Consider the following 17565-nt stretch of genomic DNA (forward strand, 5'->3'; position numbering starts at 1 on the left):
AGGCGCGGACGAGCCCTCGCGTGGCGAGGAGATCGCCGTGGCTGCAGCGCGCGGCGACGCGGCCGGAGCTGCGCGATGTTCGGGCCTCGCAGGCCGAGGGACTCGGCGGCGCGAAGAGGCAGCGCGCACGCTCGCGGACGCGACGGACGGGTCAGCGCATGAACCCGGTGTCGGGAGACACGGGCCGACGGTCGGGGGCGCAGGTGGCCACCGGGCTTCGACGCAGGGCGAGCGGCCGGCGCCGAAGGGCGAGCGAGATCCGCCCGCGGCCCGCTCAGCCGATGGCCTTGCAGGCCGGGCCGAGGCTGGCGGTGTTGTTGTCGGTGCGGCACTCGTGCCACGGGTGCTCGGGCATGCCGTCGTCGACCACGAGCACGAGCGGCTTGCTGCCATCGATGAAGCTCGGCGGCAGCTCGGGCAGCTCGAGCAGCAGCTCCTGGGCCTCGGCGGGGTAGAGCACCTTGGTGGTGACGAGGGTGCCGAGCAGGGTGCCGCCCTGGTTCGGGTCGCCCTCGTAGAAGCCGACGGGCACGCCGGCGGGCACGGCGGCCTGGCCGAGGTTGCGCACGCGGGCGAACGCCTTGAAGCCGTCGAAGCACTGGGTGTGGCCGCTGACGACCAGGTCGGGCGCGGCGAACTCGCCCTCGGGCTGGACGTTCTGGCGGAAGTTGTTGAGGCCGGGCGTGGTCCAGTTGGTCGCCTCGACGGCGGGGATGGTGCCGTCCTCGGCGACGTTGGTGACGTGGTAGGCGTGCTGGTTCCAGATCCGGCGCGTGCGCACCCACTGGTTGTTGGCGTCGCCGAAGATCCGCACGCCGCGGGTCTTCATCTGCTCTTTGGGACAGGTGAGGCTCGAGTAGTCGTTCGAGGTGACGACGATGTCGGCCTGGCCGTCGTTGTCGACGTCGGCGACCAGCGGGTACTCGTGGAGCGTGCCGGAGGTGTTGCAGATCTCGGTCAGGACCTCGCCGGTGGCGCCGTCGTAGATCCGCATGTACTGCTCGTCGGCGTAGACGACCTCGGCCGAGCCGGAGCCGTCGAAGTCGAACACCGAGCTGCCGGTGAACGCCGACGAGCAGTCCTGCGTCTGCTTGATCCACAGGAAGGTGTCGGCCGCCGCGACGGCGGGGTCGAGCAGCTTCTTGCCGTCGAACACGGCGTAGCCGATGCCGCCGGCGACGCCGATGTCGGGGGTGCCGTCGCCGTTGAAGTCGGCGATGGTCGGCGGGCCGCCGCCGCCGATGTTGCCGGCGCTGTCGGGCGGGCACAGGTCGGGCGACAGCGGGCCGTTGATGTCGAGGTCCTGGCGGACGACGACGAACAGGCCGGGGGCGTTGGGGTCGTAGCGCCAGATGTTGAGGTCGTGGGTGCCGGTGCCGTGGGCGTTGTCGATGCCGACGATCTCGGGCACGCCGTCGAGGTCGAAGTCGGCGACGGCGGGGAAGGTGCCGCCGAGGCCGGTGTCGACGAGCACGGTGCCGTCGATCTCGAGGACCCGGGTGGGGGTGACGATCTCGAGCTGGCCGTCGCCGTCGACGTCGGCGGCGATCGCCTTCTTGTTCCACCAGCTGCTGGTGATGGCGTCGATGGTGAGCTCGAGCGCGCCGGTCTTGCCGTCGAGCACGCTCGACTCGGTGAGGATCTCGACGTTGCCGTCGCCGTCGAAGTCGGCCAGCGAGATGTGGTCGCAGCCGACGACCTCGGCGGTGATCCACAGCTCGGCGCCGGCGGCGGTGTAGGCCCGCACCTTGCCCTCGGCGGTGCAGGCGACGACCTCGTTGCCGGCGACGCCGTCGATGTTGCCGGCGGCGAGCGAGCGCCCGCCGAACAGGGTGTCGACGGCCGGCTTCTGCGTCCACTTGGTGACCAGCGCGCCGTTGACGATCGAGATCGCGTGCAGGGTGCCGTCGGAGCTGTAGTTGCCGTCGTCGAACGACATGAACACGATCTCGGGGATGTCGCGCTCGTCGACCTCGCCGTTGCAGTCGTCGTCGTCGAGCTGGATGACGATCGGCGGCATCATCACGCTGGCGTCGGTCCACGCGTACTTGAGCACCGGCTCGAAGCTGGTCTGCGGCTTGAACTCGCAGCGGGGCAGGCAGTCGATGTCGTCGCCCTCGGGCACGACGCCGGGGTCGCACTCCGGCGGCTCGGGCAGGCACTTGCCGGTGGCCGGCACGAACCCGCCGCCGCACTGGTCGCCGCCCATGCTGCCGGGCTCGCCGAGGGTGTATTCACAATAGTTGCCCTCGGGGCATTCGGCGGCGTCGACGCATTCGGCGCCGGGGACCACGCATTGCTGGAACGAGCACACCTGGTCCGATTGACAGCAGACCTCGCCGCACGCGAGGTCGGCGGCGCAGCAGACGTCGCCGACGCAGGCGCCGTCGGGGCAGCTCTCGAGGTCGCAGGCGGCGCCGGTGGTGCCGTCGCTGTCGGTGAGGCCGCCGCTGCCCTCGGTCGGGACGACGTCGGTGGTGGCGTCGGTGGTGGCGCCGGTCAGGCCGTCGGTGACGGTGATCGAGGTGCCGGGGGTCGTCGGCGTCGCGGTGTCTTCGGCCGGGCGACCGTTGTCGCCGCAGGCGGCGACGATGGCGACGAGGAGGTTGGGGGCCAAGATCGCGCGACGCATTGCGAGGATGGGACCACGTGGACCCCGACGATGACAAGTCGGCGCATGCGGATCGGCGGCGGCGATGCGTCCGCGTGGTCTGCGATGCCGCTCGCCGGACCGCCGGCGCCCGGCGTCGCGGTGAATTCGCGGATTCACACGAGGGCCGCCCGGCCGGCGCGCGGCCGCCCGCGGGTGCGCGTTCGCCCGCGGCGCGCAATCGGCTTCATCGCGCGGGCCCCGAAACCCGCGCGGAATGGGGGCACTCGGCGGACGAGGCGGCGGCGAATCAGGTCACGACGTTCGGCGGTTCGCTCGCCAGCGTCAGCGGCGGGGCGGCCATCGCCGCGCGCGCGACCGGCCGCGCCGGGGTCGGGGCGGCCCGCCAGCGCTCCACGGCGGCGTCGAGGATGCCGCCGATGAGCGCGTCGTAGCTCCAGCCGTGACCGGCGGCGAGGTTGGCGAGGTCGCTGAAGCCGGGGCGCAGGCCCGGCAGCGGGTTGATCTCGATGAACTGGACCTCGCCGTGGCGATCGCAGCGCAGGTCGACGCGCGAGATGTCGCGGCACTCGAAGGCGCGGTGGGCTCCGAGCGCGAGCTCGTGGATCTGGCCGAGGCGCGCGGGGCTGAGGGCGCCGTGACGCAGCAATTCGTCGGTCATGGGATAGCGGACCTCGGCCGAATAGTCGCGCTTGTACTCGAGCGAATAGACGAACTCGTCGAGCGGACCGGCGGGCACGATCTGCATGACGCCGAGGACGCGCGCGCCGTCGCCGTTGCCGATCACGCCGACGGTGTACTCCTCGCCGGGCAGGAACTCCTCGACGAGCACGGGCTGGCGGTAGGCGGCGTGGAGCGAGCGGACGAGGGCGTGCAATTGCTCGGGGTCGGTGCAGCGGGAGCGGCTGCGGATGCCCATCGAGGAGCCCTCGCCGACCGGCTTGAGGAACAGCGGATACTGCAGACCGTGATCGTCGCAGGTCTCGCCGGGCGGGACCAGGCGGAACGGCGGGGTGGGCAGGCCGTGGTCGCGGGCGACGAGCTTGGCGACCCGCTTGTCGAGGGTGAGGGTGAGCGCGGGGGCGTCGCTGGCGGTGAACGGGACGCCGAGCATTTCGAGCAGCGCGGGAACCTGCGATTCGCGGCCGCGGCCGCCGAAGCCCTCGGCGAGGTTGAACACGCCGTCGAGGCGCTCGGCCAGGCCGCCGCGCACGAGGCCGTCGAGCAGCGCCCGCCCGCCGCCGAGCCGCACGACATCGTGGCCGCGACGGCGCAGGACCTGCTCGATGGCGACAATGGTGTCGATCGCCTCGAGCTCCTCATATAGGTCGATCGGCTCCGACGCGCTCGGGACTTCCATCGGTTTGAGGTCGTAGGTGATTCCGATCCGCATCGCCGGGCGCGACCAGTAGCACGGGCCGCGAACGGGCACGAGGCGTTTCACAGCGGGACGCCACCCCGGAAAATTCCCTGAGCGGGGTGAGCGCCCGCGAGACGCCGCGGCGGGCCGGGTCGGTCGATGTCGGCGCCGGCCTCGATGCCGCGTCGCCTCGTCGAGGTTGCGATGGAGCGGCGCTGCATGGGAGAGGCTGCGGCGGGTCGCGGACGGCTCCGCCGACCTCGATCTCGTCATCCGGGGCGGCGATCGGGGCGGGCCATTGCAGGGTGACCGCAAGCACCGCGGCGTGGGAGCAGGTGCGCGAGGTGATGCTCGCGACCGGCGCAAGAAATTGGCGCATTCGCATGGGCTCGCGACTCGGGCCTGGCGCGGGCGGCGAGATCGCGGTCGCGGGTGAGGGCGTCCTCGACGGGCCGCGGCGGAGGCGGCATCGGTGCGCGGCCGAGAGCCGCGGGACTCGATCGCCCGAGCTTGACGGCGTTCGGTTTTGCGATTGGGGGCGCGGGGGCCCCGGAGGGCGCGCAGGCGCATAAAGCATGATTCGCGCCAAACGCCCGCGGCGCCCGGTTTCGAGCGGATCTGCGGGCCTGGGGGCGGAGACGAGATTTGACGCGATTGATGGGAGATGGTAAATGAGGTGATGTCGGCGGGGCGCTGCGACAGGTTCGCAGCAATGCCTCCGCCGTTCGTCTTTGGGTCGACGCGAGGGCCGCCGGGCGGGTCGGGGCCTGCTGGCCGCAAGTCGCTTGTGGACGGTCCCGTGTGCGGCGTATCGTAACTGCAGTTCGCGCAATCGCTGGTGCGGATGGCCAACGGGATGGAGATGGTCGGGGCGATCGGCGCTTCGATGCTGATCCCCGGCATCGTGCTCGCGGCGTTCGGCGGCCACGCGCTGCGCAAGGCCCGGGCCTCGCGCTTCAGCGCCTCGTTCGGGCCGCGCTCGGTGGGCCTGGCGCTGCGCTTCTGAGGCGCGGTCCGTGGCGTGACAGGTGGTCGCAGCGCCCGGCGGGGACGGTTCGGCTAGGCTCCGGGCATGGCCGACGCCCCGTTCCTCACCGCCGAGTGGCGCGACCTCGTGATGCTGAACTTCGTCGTCGACCCGGCCGTGCTCGCGCCGCACGTCCCGCCGGGGACCGAGCTCGATCTGTTCGGCGGCGAGGCCTTCGTCAGCGTGGTCGGCTTCATGTTCCTGCGCACGCGCCTGATGGGCTGCCCCGTGCCGTGGCACCGCGATTTCGAGGAGCTCAACCTGCGCTTCTACGTCCGCCGGCGCGGGCAGGACGGCGAGCCGCACGTGGGCGCCGATGGCTACAAGCGCGGGGTCGCGTTCGTCAAGGAGATCGTGCCGCGCGCGGCGGTGGCGATGGTGGCGCGGCGGCTGTACGGCGAGCGCTACGAGGCCTGGCCCATGCGACATACGAAAGTGCCAGCCACGGCGGCGGCCAGCGGGGCGGTCGGCTACGCGGTGCGGATCGGCGGGCGCTGGCACGAGCTGGGGCTGGGGTTCCGCGGAGAGCCGGCCGCGCTCGTCCCCGGATCGGAGGCGGAGTTCATCGCCGAGCACTACTGGGGTTACGTCGCCGGGCCGGGCCGGCCGACGATCGAGTACCGCGTCGAGCACCCGCCGTGGCGGGTCTGGCACGGCGAAGCGCCGCAGCTCCGGGCCGACGTGGCAGCGCTGTACGGTCGGGAGTGGGCTGCCGCCCTGGCGACGCCGCCGCGCTCGGCGTTCCTCGCCGACGGCTCGCCGGTCACGGTCTATCACGGCCGCAGGCTGACGTGAGCGCTTGCGCCGGGGCGGCGAGTGGGCGACGCTCGGCGCCGAAGTGCCTCGCAGGAGCCGCATCGATCGGGGGACGGAGCGCCACGAGGCCGCTCGGTGTCTTCATGGACATGTCGTCATGGACATGTCGGATAGAACATGTTGGATGGGACATGTCCATGAATTATAGCTCGTGAAGGGTTGGAGGTGAGCGCGTGGGTCTCTTTGATTTTCGCTGTCCGGTGTCCGGGCTGTCGCTGCGCGCCGCCGATGCGGTCCACGTGGCGCTGATCGAGCTCGATCCGGGCGAGTGGGCGCCGCTGTCGCTGCCGGTCGTCGGCTGCTACGACCGCGGCGGCTCGATCGACGGCTTCACCCCGGACTTCCGCACCGACCTGTTCGCGGCGGGGTTCGCCAGGTTCTACAAGTGCGGCCGCGCCGACGGCCCCGACGTCAGCCATGAGCTGCGCGAGTTCTCGCGTCAGCCCGACTTCGGGCGGCTGCTCCACGTGTTCGAGCGCGTCAACACGATGAGCCAGTGGCACGCGATGGAGTTCACGCTCGACGGCCTGCCGCTGCGGCAGGTCCTGATCCACGCGGAGGTGTTCTCGACCGTGGCGCCGTCGGAGCCGCCGACCCGCGCCCCCGCGTTCGAGGCGATCGAGCAGCAGCTCGCGGCCGCGCCGGTGGCCCCGCAGGCGCGCGAGATGTTCGAGGCGCTGATCATCGCCGACGACCCGATCCGCTGCCAGACCGCCGCGGCGCTGTCGCAGCTGGCCGCGTTCTCGCGCTGGCTGGCGGAGCGCGGTAAGTCATGGTCACCGGCGCCGGAGAGCGGCCAGTACTTCGTTGAGACGGACCTCGAGTTCGCCCGCGAGGCGCGGACGACCTGGGCCGCCGACCCTCAGGTGCTGTCGGTCGTCGAGCTCGTGATCCAGGACCTCGAGGAGGAGCTCGCGGGCGGTCGGCGGCGTCGTCGACGTGCGCGCGCGCTGTGAAGCACGTGCGTCGCGGTCGGCCGATCGGATCGCCACGATCGGCGTGCCGAGCGTGCGGGGACGCTGTACTCGTCGGCGGGGATCCGGATCTCCGAGACGCTGGCCGAGTACATGATGAACCTGCGCGCGACGTACCCGTGAGCGGGGACTTTGTATGAGTCCGGGTGTGAATGATCAACATGTCTCGATGGACATGTAGCGGCCGGTCTTGGAAGACCGGGACACGCCGGCGCAGCGGGTCAGCCTCCGTTCGCCGGGCACAGGGCGCCGGCCTTGCGCGCCGCGGCGGAGCCCGGCCGTTCGTCGGCGATCCGGGCCGCCTCGGCGCGGGCCGCTTCGACCTGGCCCAGCGAGCAGAGCGCGCTGACCAGCGACAGCCGGCGCTCTTCGACCAGGGCGCCGGCCGGGAACTCGAGCGCGTGTCGCTGCAGCAGCGCGTGGGCCTGCGTCCAGGTGCCGGCGCGCAGGGCAGCGCGGGCCTCGGCCATCAGCGTGGACTCGCGGAGGAGCGCGTCGGGTTCGATCGGCGCGGAATCATCGGATGTCGCATCGGACATGTCCTTCGGGACATTGATGAGAGTCGTGGCTCGGGTGGGCGAGCTCGCCTGAGCGGCGCGGGCCGCGGCCGCGGTGAGGCGCGCGAACTCGGGCGAGGGCTGGTCGTCCAGGGCGGCCGGGGTCGCATCGGCGGGCGGTGAGGCGGCGGGCCGCGCCGCTTCGGCCGCGGACGCGACCCGAGCGGCGGGCGCGGGCGCGGCGGTTGGCTCGCTTCGCGGCGCCGTGAACACGACGACGGCGACGAGCCCGACCACCGCGGCCGCGATCGCATTGGTGGTGGCGAGCCCGGACGCGAGCGCGCCCGTCGTCCCCGCGGGCGCAGCGGTCCACGCCGACGCGGTCCACGCCTGGGATGCAGCCTGCGCGGCGGCGGCCTCGCCGGCCCCGGCCAGGCCCACGCCCGCGACCAGCGCGAGCCACACCCGCTGGCGCGTCGCCGGGCTCGGTTCGCCGGCCCGGCGGGCGCGACTCAGCAGCAGCGCGCGCTCGTCGAGCGCGGCCTCGCCGGTGGCCCGGCGCTCGCGCAGGCGGACCCGCGCGAACGTGCGGTCGAACTCCTGGCGAGCCGCCCGCAGCCGCGAATACACCGTGTTCTCCTTGACCTCGAGCGCGCGGGCGATCTCCGGCGCCGTCATCTGCTCGAGCTCCGCCAGCAGGAACACCGCGCGCTTGTCCTCGTCGAGCCGGTCGAGGAAGCGCTCCAGCAGCGCGGCGGCCTCGCGCTCGGCGACCGCGTCGGTGCCCTCGTGCGCGCGCGGGGCCTCGTCGGCGAACGCCTGCGCCAGCCGGTGCTGGCGCCCCGCGGACCGCCGCTGTCGCCACGCGATCTTGCGGGCGATGCCGTACAGCCAGCCGCGGACCGAGGTGATCGGCGCGTCGGGGCGGCGCAGGACCACCAGGAAGACCTCCTGGGCCGCGTCCTCGACGGCGCCCGGGGCCACGCCGAGGCGACGCAGGTTGCGGTGGACGAACCCGATGTGCTCGCGGAACAGCGCCTCGAACGCGGCGCCGCCGGGGGGCACGGGGTCGGACTCGAGGGGCTGGAGCTGCATGGATCGGTCGGTATCTCCGGGTCGCCGCGGATCCGTCTAAAAAAGTTGCACCGCGACGCCGCCGCCCAGGCGCACGCCCGCGGGCGGCACCGCGTAGAACTCGCCGCCGTCGCGGGTGGCGTAGCGGCGGCGCGTGAAGGCGACCACGGCCTCGATCTCGAGGCCGAGCACCAGCCAGCGCAGCGGTCGCCACTGCAGGCCCGGGGCCAGCAGACCGGCCGCCCACAGCCCGCGGGAGGTCTCGCTCGCCGTGAGGCCCACGCCCTCGGCGCGCAGCCGCCCGAGCTCGAGGCCGGCGCACAGCTCGAGCGCGAGGGTGCGGCGGACCAACCGCGGACAGCCACGCACGGCCCCGGCGGCGAGCTGCAGGGTGGCGCCGACCCCCGGGTGGGCAGGGTCGCGCAGCGGGCTGCCGAACCAGCCGCTGCCGCGCAGGTCGAGCCGGGCCGGGCGCCACACCAGCGAGAGGTGACCGGAAAGACCGGCAGCGAACCGCTCACTGGGCCCGACGCCGGCGGCGGCGCCGAAGCCGAGCGCGAGCCCGGGGCGGCGGCGCGGGGGGACGGTCGAGGCCGCGAGCGGCCCGGCGGCGGTCGAGGAAGCGCTGGACGACGCGGACGCGGTCCCGGCGGCGGTGAGCGGCGCGGACGCGGTCGCGGAGGCGGAGAGCGGCGCAGACGCGGTCGCGGGCAGCGGCGCGGGCGTGGATCCGGGCAGCGGCGCGGAGGTGGATCCGGGCAGCGGCGCGGGCGGGATCGACGGGCCGGCGGGCAGCGGCGAGGGCTTCGGGCCGGGCGGCGGGGCGAGGTCGAGCTCGAGCGGATCGGGCGGCGGCGCGGGGCCCTGCATGAAGCGCGTGCTGACCTCGAGCGGCGCCGCGGCGACGGCCACGATCACCGCGGTCGCGTCCGCCAAAGCCTCGCAGCGCGGGCTGTGGAGCGTCCGCCGCTGCTCGCCGCCGACCTCGCGCACGCGCAGCTCGAGGGTGTAGCCGCCGGCGTCGGCGACGAGGCGGGCCTCGGCCGTGACCGGCTGGGGCGCGCCGCCGGCGGTCAGGCGCAGGGCAGTCGCCTCGACCTGCGCGCGGCCCGGACAGCCCGCCAGCTCGGGCCAGCGCAGCTCGAGCCAGGTCGGCGCCGCCGCGACCTCGCGGGCGCCGAGGACCGTCAAGCACAGCGCGGCGAGGCAGGAACCTGGTCGAAGAGACATGTGACCCGGGACGCCGGGCGCGAGGGTAGCGAGGCTGGTCGGCGCCGACAAGCGGGACAGGCCCCTCGCGCCGGCGAAGCGCGCTGCGCCCCGCGTGCGCTCGCAAGCCGCAGCGCCGGAGCGCCCGCGAGCGGTGACCGTGGGCGGCCGGCGCCGTCGCCCGGACCGTCGCCCGTATAGGAGGATCACGAGCGCGGCGCATCGAGCCGCGAGGGCGCGTCGTCGATCGAAGTCGCGCCGTCGAGGTGGCCGAAAGATTTTTCGACGGGTCTCGCCGGTGCCGGAGATGGGTCGGCCATGCACACCACGACGCGCCCCGTCATCGACGCCCAACTTCTCACGACCCCCGCCGCCCGACTGCGCAGCCGCACGCGCCCGATTCACCGGATTACGCGCGGGGTGAGCCTCGGCGGCTGGTTGCTCGCGCTCGCGTGTGACGGCGGCGGCGCGACGAGCACGGCGCACACGACCGCCGACGACACGACCATCGCGACCACGCAGGACAGCGGCACCGAGGGGCCGGACCCGGGCACCACGAAGGGCACCGAGGGGCCCGACCCGGGCACGACGAGCGACGGGAGCACCACCGCAGTGAGTGCCAGCGACGGCAGCACCACCCACGGCACGAGCGAAGGCACGACGAGCGAAGACACGACGAGCGAAGGCACGACGAGCGAGGGCACGACGAGCGAAGGCACGACGAGCGAGGGCACGACGAGCGAGGGCACGACCTTCGGCACCACCGGCGCGTGCGAGAGCGACGATCGGGCGGTCAAGCTCGGGCGGCTGATCGATCCGCTGGACGGCAGCGTGCTCGAGCCCGCGATCGTCATCGTCCACGCCGACCGGATCGTCGCCGTCACCTCCGACGAGGCCGCGATCCCGTGCGGCGCCGAGATCGTCGACTGGTCGCGCTACACCGGCGTGCCCGGGCTCGTCGACGCCCACACCCACTTCGTCTACCAGACCGACGACGAGCCCGGCACCTTCCCGTGGTCGCGCAGCTGGTGGCTGTTCCAGAACAAGCCGGACACGCTGGCCGCGCTGGCGCGCCAGGCGGCGGAGAAGACGATCCAGCTCGGCGTCACCACGGCGATCGACAAGGGCTGCGGCCCGGGCGAGGGCATCATCGCCGGGCTGCGCGACGCGATCGCGGCCGGCGAGGTCGTCGGTCCGCGCATCTACTCGGCCGGCTACGGGATCAGCGGGCCGGTGCCGTCGATCCCGGTGATGAAGGGGTGGATCGAGCAGAACGTGGCGAACGGCGCCGACCTGATCAAGGTGTGGGCCGACAACTGCAGCGACGACACGCTGACCTGCACCTCGAAGTTCAGCTTCGACCAGCTCAAGGCGGCCGTCGACCACGCGCACGCGCTCGGCAAGCCGATCGCCATCCACGCCTACCACGCCGACACCGCGAAGCTGGCGATCATGGCCGGCCCGGACTCGCTGGAGCACCCGGAGGGCCTCGATACCATCGACTTCATGGACATGATCGCGATGGGCATCACCTACGTGCCGACCATCGATCACAACCGCTATTACCGGGACAACCTGGCCTACTTCGGCTACGAGCCGGGCAAGGCGGCGGAGTTCGAGGCGTACATCGCGTTGAACCTGGCGACCGCGAATCAGGCGTACCTGGCCGGGGTCGACATCGCCATGGGCTCCGACGCGGTGTTCAGCGGGTTCGGCGAGAACACGCGCGAGCTGGGGTGGTTCATCGAGGCCGGGATGACGCCGCTCGAGGCGCTGCAGGCCGCGACGCTCGAGGGCGCGGCCAGCATCGGGGTCGAGCACGAGGTCGGCCGGGTCGCGCCCGGTTACTTCGCCGACATCGTCGCGGTCGACGGCGATCCGCTGACCGACGTGAACGTCCTGATCGACGATGTGCACGCGGTGATGAAGAGCGGCGTGGTGGTGCCGTGATCGGCCGTCGCGAGCGGGCTGCGCGTCCGGGCGCGGCCCACGCATGCTGCGGATCCGCGGTCCTCGGCGCCTCGCAGTAACAGAGCGCGGGCTGCTGGGTGTCGCGGCGAAGGAGCGCCACTCTCGGCGACGACCATGGCCACCGTGACCTCGCGCTCGGGGGCTCTGACGGGCTGCCCACGGAGAGAAATAGTTCGAAGTTTTTTGGATCTCAACGGGGTTGTCGGGGCTCTTCACCCTTGAGCGTCGCTCTGGCCGGGCGTCCTCCCGACGAAGGCCAGGACTGGGGCGCCATCCACCGGACAAAATGACATGAAGAAGCTCGCATTTCTCGCTCTTGCTGCTGCTGCTGTCGGCGGCCTGTCCCTGACCTCGCTCCCGAGCACAGCGATCGCCAAGGGTCAGTGCAATGGCACGACGAAGCCCTGTCCGCTCCAGCAGTGGATGCGCGACAACCTGGGTACTCCCATGGCGAGCGGCGACTTCGTCGCGGTTGCCAAAGGGGTCGAGAAGATCCAAACATTCGGCGGCCCTGCCATGAAGGACTGGACCAAGTTCGCCAAGAAGACGGTCGACGACCTCAAGGCCAACAAGTCGGACGACGTGAAGGCCGACTGCAAAACGTGCCACGACGCCTACAAGGTCGCCTACAAGAACAACACGGCGCTGCGGAACCGGCCGATCCCGTGAGCGATTCACCGCGGAGGTGGCGAGCAGGCCGCGCAGAGACCGGCAGGCGCTCGCCGAGGAGACGCTGCGCCGCCTGCCTCTGACCCGGCAGGGCATGGTGCTCGGCACGCCGGCGTACGTGGCCCCGGAGCCGTTTTGCGGCGAGCGGGTTGTCGGCGGTGGGCTTGTCGGCGACGGGATCACCGTCGCTGGGCTCAAGCGGGCCGAGCTGCGAGGAGCGGGAGCCGGACCGTGAACACCGCGCCTCCGCCCTCGCCCGGGCTCTCGGCGTTCACGGTGCCGCCGTGCAGCTCGACGAGTTGGCGGACGATCGCCAGGCCGAGCCCGAGGCCGCCATGAGCGCGGGTCGTCGTCGGGTCGGCCTGACTGAAGCGGTCGAACACGTGCGGCAGGAACTCGCTCCGGATCCCCGCGCCTGTGTCGGCGACGCGAAGCTGCATCGCGTCACCCTCGCGCTTCAGCGACAGGGTGACGATGCCGCCCACGGGCGTGAACTTGATGGCGTTGCTGAGCAGGGTTCCACAGCACCTGCTGCATGCGCTCGGGATCGGCGAGGGCCGGGCGCAGTTCGTGCGAGACGGTGGCGAGGAACTCGTCCTTGAGCCGCGTCACCGTCTCCGCCGCTTCGCGGGCCGCGCGTTCGCGGACTACCAGGTCGCGGACCACGTACTGTCGTCGACGGTCGCGGAGCGCCGACCGCACGGCCGTCACCAGCGTCAGCGGGGTGACCGGCCGCGCCAGCACGGTGACGTGGCATAAGCGGCCGCCTGGCGCTTGACCGTCAATGACCCGAGAGTCATGGATTGCGAAATCAACGCCAGCGCCGGTCTCGGGGCAATATCGGGCCGCAGGCGGTAAACGCGATAATCGAAGTTCCGAGGAGATCAGGCCATGGACGACGTTCTCATCGTGGGTGCCGGACCGACCGGCCTTGTGCTGGCGCTTTGGCTGAAAAAACAAGGCATCCGGTTCCGGATCATCGACAAGAGCGCCGGGCCTGGAGAGACCTCCCGCGCCATGGCCGTGCAGGCCCGCACGCTGGAGCTCTACCGCCAGCTCGATCTCGCGGATGCGGTCGTCGCCGCCGGTCACAGGAATCCGAACATCAACCTGTGGGCCCGCGGCAAGCGACGGGCGCATGTCTCCTTCGCCGACGCGGGTACCGACGTGACGCCGTACCCCTTCGTCCTGGTGTACCCCCAGGACCTCCACGAGCGGCTCCTGGCGGAGCGCTTGCAGGTGCTCGGTGTCGAGGTCGAGCGCCGGACCGAGCTGGTCTCCTTCGAAGACAAGGGTGACCACGTCGTCGCTCGCCTCAGGACGCCCGACGGCGGCGAACAGAATCACGAAGCGCGATACCTCGCCGGCTGCGACGGCGCTCGCTCCCCGATCCGCCATGCGCTCGGCATCGAATTCGAGGGCGGCACCTACAAGCAGATCTTCTATGTGGCCGACGTCGCGTTGAACGGGCTTGAACCGGCCGACGAGGTCCACATCGCGCTCGATACGTCCGACTTCGTGGCGGTGCTGTCCTACGGAGGAGACCGCAACCGCCTGATCGGAACGGTCAAGGACGAACGCGCGGACCGCCCCGAGACCCTGACGTTCGAGGACGTCGGCCACCAAGCGATCGAGGGTCTCGGGATCGAGGTCCGGAAGGTCCACTGGTTCTCCACCTATCGCGTCCACCACCGGGTCACCGGCAGCTTCCGGCGCGGTCACGTCTTCCTGGTCGGGGACGCCGCCCACGTCCACAGCCCGGCCGGAGGCCAGGGGATGAACACCGGCATCCTCGACGCCATCAACCTGGCGTGGAAGCTCGCCATGGTCGTGAAGGGGCAGGCACCCGACAGCCTGCTCGACAGCTATGACCTCGAACGCCGGGCGTTCGCCCGCAAGCTCGTCGATACCACGGACCGCCTGTTCACGTTCGTCACCGCCGACGGAAGCTTCGCGGACTTCGTCAGGACCCGGATCGCCCCGGTCGTCGCAAGCGCGGCGTACCGCATCGAAAGCGTCCGTGAATTCATGTTTCGAATGATCTCGCAGACGACCCTGAGCTACCAGGAGAGTCCCCTGAGCGAGGGCAAGGCGGGTTCGATCGAAGGCGGCGACCGTCTGCCGTGGGCGCGGTCGGCGGCCTCGGACAACTACGCGCCGCTGGCGGACATCGGCTGGCAGATTCACGTCTACGGCGCGGCCCGATCCGACCTGCGGAGCTGGTGCGAGCGGCGCCGTGTCCCGCTGCACACGTTCGCCTGGAGGCCCGAGCACAAGAAGGCTGGCCTGCAGAAGAATGCCCTCTATCTGCTTCGGCCGGACACCTGGGTGGCGCTCGCCGAGCCGCAGCAGTCCACGGCTACCCTCGACCGGTATTTCAGCGCACGGGGGCTCGCCCCGGGGGAGGTCCTTTGACGGACGCGAAGCCGAGATGGAACCGGCGGAAGGAGGCGCGTCCGGCAGAGATCGTCGACGCCGCGATCGACGTCTTCGTGGAGAACGGTTTTGCGGGGACGAAGCTCACCGAGGTCGCGCAGCGCGCGGGGGTCGCGAAGGGGACGCTCTATCTGTACTTCGAAACCAAGGAGGACCTCTTCCGCGCCGCCGCGCGGCAGGCACTCGCCACGAACCTGGACGCCATCGAAAAGGTGGCGGCGGGCTTCGACGGAACGATCACCGACCTGGTGCCGATGTTGTTGAAGCGGGCGGCCGGGCGGATGGGAGACAGCCGCATCCCGGCCATCGTACGCATGGTGCTGGCGGAGAGCCGCGCGTTCCCCGACCTCGCCCGCATCTGGCACGACGAGGTCGTGGCTCGCGTCCTGACGCTGCTGACCAGGCTGGTCGCAGAAGCTCAGGCGCGCGGCGAGGTCCGGCCGGGCGATCCGAAGCTCCTCGCCCTATCCATCGCCGGTCCGATGCTCGTCGGTGTGCTGTTTCACGAGGTGTTCGGGGCCGAGAGCCCCTTCGCTCCGGACCTCGACGCGCTGGCCACCCACCATTCAGAAGCGGTCCTCCAAGGAATTGTGGATCGATGATGCACCGTCGCCGTCGCGGCTATCGCGGGTCTGGTTTCGTGCATGTGAAATGTCGCCGGAGGGGCAGTCCAGCAATGGATCGGACGTGCGGTGGCCGCCCTCAATTCGCTGCGGCGAACGTGTTCCGTCTCAGCGCCGATGACAGGGCGACCGCGCATGCGTGCAGTCCATGCATTCGGGTCTGCGTCCCGGCCACGTCGAACTGGGGCCACGACAGGCGATGCGTCGTCCGCCTGGCCGCTCCTGCGCCGGCATGACTGCCGCTCGCGGCCCCCATCGTCGCCTCGCTGCCCCGATCGCTCCAGCGCATGGGGCGGCCGAGCCGGGGGGCGGGAGACGAGCCTGGAGGGGCTGTCCGGGCCACGGCGGCGGGCGAGATCGCTTTTTAGCCTCGCCGGCGCCGACGTCGCGCGGCGAGGACGGCGCATGAGCGGCCGCGCGGCCGCGCGCCGTCGCGCTCGACCTCGCCCGTGTTCGGCGCTCCGAGGGCCGATTTTCAGTGGTTCCCTGATCTGCACAATCGTCGCCGCGGCGAATCGCTCGCTGCGACCACCTCCGCTCGCAGACGGAGCCGAATGTTCGGTCGCTCCCGGCGCCGCGCGTCGTCGCAGTACGATCGGTGTCATCGAGGAGTCTGCATGAGGATGTACGGACGTGGATTGGGAATGTTTTTTGCGCTGAACCTGATCACTGCCTGTGGCAGTGACGGCACCACCACCGATTCGGCGTCGGGCGACGGGTCGACCAGCACGGGCGACGCGACGACCGACGTCGGGACGACCACCGGCACGCCGACCACGGACACGCCGACCACCACTTCGACGACCGACGCGCCGACGACCGGCACGCCCACGACCGGCACGACGGACGGCGACACCACCGGCACCGTCGTCCCCGAGTGCGGCGACGGTATCGTCGATCCCGGCGAGGAGTGCGACGACGGGGCCGACAACGGCGCCGGGCAGGCGTGCAACGCGACGTGCGCCAGCAACATCTGCGGCGACGGCGATCAGGGGCCCGGCGAGGAGTGTGACGACGGGGGCGACAACGGCGACACGAAGAGCTGCAAGTCGAACTGTACGCAGCAGATCTGCGGCGACGGTTTCCCCGGCCCCGGGGAGGCGTGCGACGACGGCAACCAGGACGACACCGACGCGTGCACCTCGACCTGCGGGGTCCCGGCCTGCGGCGACGGCTTCACGCAGGACGGCGAGGGCTGCGACGACGGCGCCGCCAACGACGACCATGGCGCCTGCACCTCGGCCTGTCAGGCGAACGTGTGCGGCGACGGCTTCGTGTTCGACAGCGAGGGCGGCGCCGAGGAGTGCGACCTCGGGGCCGCCAACGGGCCCGGGCAGACGTGCAACGCCGAGTGCAAGGCCAACGTCTGCGGCGACAACGACAAGAGCGCCGACGAGCCGTGTGACGACGGCAACAAGGTCGGCGGCGACGGCTGCTCCGCGAGCTGCCAGCTCGAGGAGTGCGGCAACGACGTCGTCGACGAGGGCGAGGCGTGCGACGACGGCCAGGACGGCAACCAGGATAACGGCTGCACCGACAACTGCGCCGAGCCGGCCTGCGGGGACAGCTTCACGCAGGCGAGCCTGATGGAGCAGTGCGACGAGGGCGCCGGCAACAACAACACCGGCACCTGCACGCTCACCTGCCAGTTTCCCGAGTGCGGCGACAGCTTCGTCCAGGCGAGCCTGATGGAGGAGTGCGACGACGGCAACACGGTCAACGACGACGCCTGCAGCAACACGTGCAAGACCGCCAAGTGCGGCGACAGCATCAAGCAGGCCGACGAGGAGTGCGACGACGGCAACGCGGTCAACGACGACGCCTGCACCAACCTCTGCAAGTCGGCCAAGTGCGGCGACGGCATCCTGCAAGCCGGCGAGGAGTGCGACGACGGCAACGCGGTCAACGACGACACATGCAACAACATGTGCAAAAAGCCGCTGTGCCCCGGCGGAGCGTTCTACGCCAACCGCTGCTGGTACGCCTCGACGCAGTGCGAGTCGGCCGCCGCCAAGTGCGCCTCGGTCGGCCTGACCGGCGCCGACGGCTTCGTCAACGGCCTGACCTGGGACCTGGCGACGATGACGGCCGTCGCCGGCCAGCTCGGCCTCGCCACGGGCGGCGATGTCGGCTGCTGCGTCGAATTCGGGTGGATCGAGAACAACACGATCTACACCCACAACTTCGGCGCGAGCTTCTACAACTGGAACGGCTGCTTCTCCAACTTCCCGACCCTCAAGGTCTGCAACCCGCAGTGACGCGCGGGCGCTGACCCGGGGCCCAGGAGGCTGGGCCGGC

The 17565-nt window shown here is 71.5% G+C and carries 14 protein-coding genes; 8 read left to right on the forward strand and 6 right to left on the reverse strand.

Translation table 11 applies throughout. The annotated features are described in order from the left end of the window. Positions 1–274 precede the first annotated feature (274 nt). The gene (locus POL25_RS40165; protein ID WP_272091709.1) at positions 275–2632 is read right to left on the reverse strand and encodes an FG-GAP-like repeat-containing protein; all 2358 of its coding nucleotides are present in this window, start codon (positions 2630–2632) and stop codon (positions 275–277) included. Positions 2633–2900: 268 nt separating this feature from the next. Beyond that, the gene (locus POL25_RS40170) at positions 2901–4004 is read right to left on the reverse strand and encodes a D-alanine--D-alanine ligase family protein (RefSeq protein WP_272091710.1); all 1104 of its coding nucleotides are present in this window, start codon (positions 4002–4004) and stop codon (positions 2901–2903) included. Between the two features lie 811 nt (positions 4005–4815). Between POL25_RS40170 and POL25_RS40175 the strand changes: the two genes are divergently transcribed. The 3 genes from POL25_RS40175 to POL25_RS40185 all read left to right on the forward strand — a co-directional run bounded on the left by POL25_RS40175 (position 4816) and on the right by POL25_RS40185 (position 6770). After that, the gene (locus POL25_RS40175) at positions 4816–4977 is read left to right on the forward strand and encodes a hypothetical protein (protein WP_272091711.1); all 162 of its coding nucleotides are present in this window, start codon (positions 4816–4818) and stop codon (positions 4975–4977) included. A gap of 66 nt (positions 4978–5043) precedes the next feature. Beyond that, positions 5044–5793, forward strand: coding sequence for a YqjF family protein (locus POL25_RS40180; protein ID WP_272091712.1), 750 nt, complete (start codon positions 5044–5046; stop codon positions 5791–5793). Between the two features lie 194 nt (positions 5794–5987). After that, the gene (locus tag POL25_RS40185) at positions 5988–6770 is read left to right on the forward strand and encodes a hypothetical protein (RefSeq protein WP_272091713.1); all 783 of its coding nucleotides are present in this window, start codon (positions 5988–5990) and stop codon (positions 6768–6770) included. Between the two features lie 239 nt (positions 6771–7009). On the opposite strand, the gene POL25_RS40190 is transcribed toward POL25_RS40185, so the two are convergent. Together POL25_RS40190 and POL25_RS40195 are read right to left on the reverse strand one after the other, a co-directional pair. Continuing rightward, complete coding sequence (locus tag POL25_RS40190; protein WP_272091714.1) at positions 7010–8380, reverse strand: RNA polymerase sigma factor; 1371 nt, start codon at positions 8378–8380, stop codon at positions 7010–7012. Between the two features lie 36 nt (positions 8381–8416). Then, complete coding sequence (locus POL25_RS40195) at positions 8417–9589, reverse strand: hypothetical protein (RefSeq protein WP_272091715.1); 1173 nt, start codon at positions 9587–9589, stop codon at positions 8417–8419. A 297-nt stretch (positions 9590–9886) separates the two neighbouring features. Between POL25_RS40195 and POL25_RS40200 the strand changes: the two genes are divergently transcribed. Next, complete coding sequence (locus POL25_RS40200) at positions 9887–11518, forward strand: amidohydrolase family protein (RefSeq protein WP_272091716.1); 1632 nt, start codon at positions 9887–9889, stop codon at positions 11516–11518. Between the two features lie 312 nt (positions 11519–11830). Next, on the forward strand, positions 11831–12208 hold the full coding sequence (locus POL25_RS40205) for a hypothetical protein (protein ID WP_272091717.1): 378 nt from the start codon (positions 11831–11833) through the stop codon (positions 12206–12208). Positions 12209–12402: 194 nt separating this feature from the next. On the opposite strand, the gene POL25_RS44000 is transcribed toward POL25_RS40205, so the two are convergent. Together POL25_RS44000 and POL25_RS44005 are read right to left on the reverse strand one after the other, a co-directional pair. Then, positions 12403–12693, reverse strand: coding sequence for a sensor histidine kinase (locus POL25_RS44000; protein WP_308477917.1), 291 nt, complete (start codon positions 12691–12693; stop codon positions 12403–12405). Next, on the reverse strand, positions 12653–12952 hold the full coding sequence (locus POL25_RS44005) for a hypothetical protein (RefSeq protein ID WP_276594749.1): 300 nt from the start codon (positions 12950–12952) through the stop codon (positions 12653–12655). Before POL25_RS44005 ends, POL25_RS44000 begins: the two co-directional genes overlap by 41 nt. Before the next feature lie 147 nt (positions 12953–13099). Between POL25_RS44005 and POL25_RS40215 the strand changes: the two genes are divergently transcribed. From POL25_RS40215 to POL25_RS40225, 3 genes are all read left to right on the forward strand, one after another. Then, positions 13100–14623 carry an FAD-dependent monooxygenase gene (locus POL25_RS40215; protein ID WP_272091718.1) on the forward strand — a complete coding sequence of 508 codons (1524 nt, stop codon included), beginning with the start codon at positions 13100–13102 and terminating at the stop codon, positions 14621–14623. Then, positions 14620–15246, forward strand: a complete 627-nt coding sequence (locus tag POL25_RS40220) for a TetR/AcrR family transcriptional regulator (protein ID WP_272091719.1) — start codon at positions 14620–14622, stop codon at positions 15244–15246. Before POL25_RS40215 ends, POL25_RS40220 begins: the two co-directional genes overlap by 4 nt. Positions 15247–15911: 665 nt before the next feature. Next, entirely contained in the window at positions 15912–17525 is a 1614-nt protein-coding gene (locus tag POL25_RS40225; RefSeq protein ID WP_272091720.1) for a DUF4215 domain-containing protein, read from the forward strand. Positions 17526–17565 lie beyond the last annotated feature (40 nt).

The sequence above is a fragment of the Nannocystis bainbridge genome (assembly GCF_028368995.1).
GTDB lineage: Bacteria > Myxococcota_A > Polyangia > Nannocystales > Nannocystaceae > Nannocystis > Nannocystis bainbridge.

Bases quoted from the DNA above. Each gene is read 5' to 3' on its own strand.
- POL25_RS40225 (WP_272091720.1), top strand. From the start codon at position 15,912: ATGTTTTTTGCGCTGAACCTGATCACTGCCTGTGGCAGTGACGGCACC.
- POL25_RS40180 (WP_272091712.1), top strand. From the start codon at position 5,044: ATGGCCGACGCCCCGTTCCTCACCGCCGAGTGGCGCGACCTCGTGATG.
- POL25_RS40175 (WP_272091711.1), top strand. From the start codon at position 4,816: ATGGCCAACGGGATGGAGATGGTCGGGGCGATCGGCGCTTCGATGCTG.
- POL25_RS40165 (WP_272091709.1), bottom strand. From the start codon at position 2,632: ATGCGTCGCGCGATCTTGGCCCCCAACCTCCTCGTCGCCATCGTCGCC.
- POL25_RS40200 (WP_272091716.1), top strand. From the start codon at position 9,887: ATGCACACCACGACGCGCCCCGTCATCGACGCCCAACTTCTCACGACC.
- POL25_RS40195 (WP_272091715.1), bottom strand. From the start codon at position 9,589: ATGTCTCTTCGACCAGGTTCCTGCCTCGCCGCGCTGTGCTTGACGGTC.
- POL25_RS40190 (WP_272091714.1), bottom strand. From the start codon at position 8,380: ATGCAGCTCCAGCCCCTCGAGTCCGACCCCGTGCCCCCCGGCGGCGCC.
- POL25_RS40205 (WP_272091717.1), top strand. From the start codon at position 11,831: ATGAAGAAGCTCGCATTTCTCGCTCTTGCTGCTGCTGCTGTCGGCGGC.
- POL25_RS40215 (WP_272091718.1), top strand. From the start codon at position 13,100: ATGGACGACGTTCTCATCGTGGGTGCCGGACCGACCGGCCTTGTGCTG.
- POL25_RS40170 (WP_272091710.1), bottom strand. From the start codon at position 4,004: ATGCGGATCGGAATCACCTACGACCTCAAACCGATGGAAGTCCCGAGC.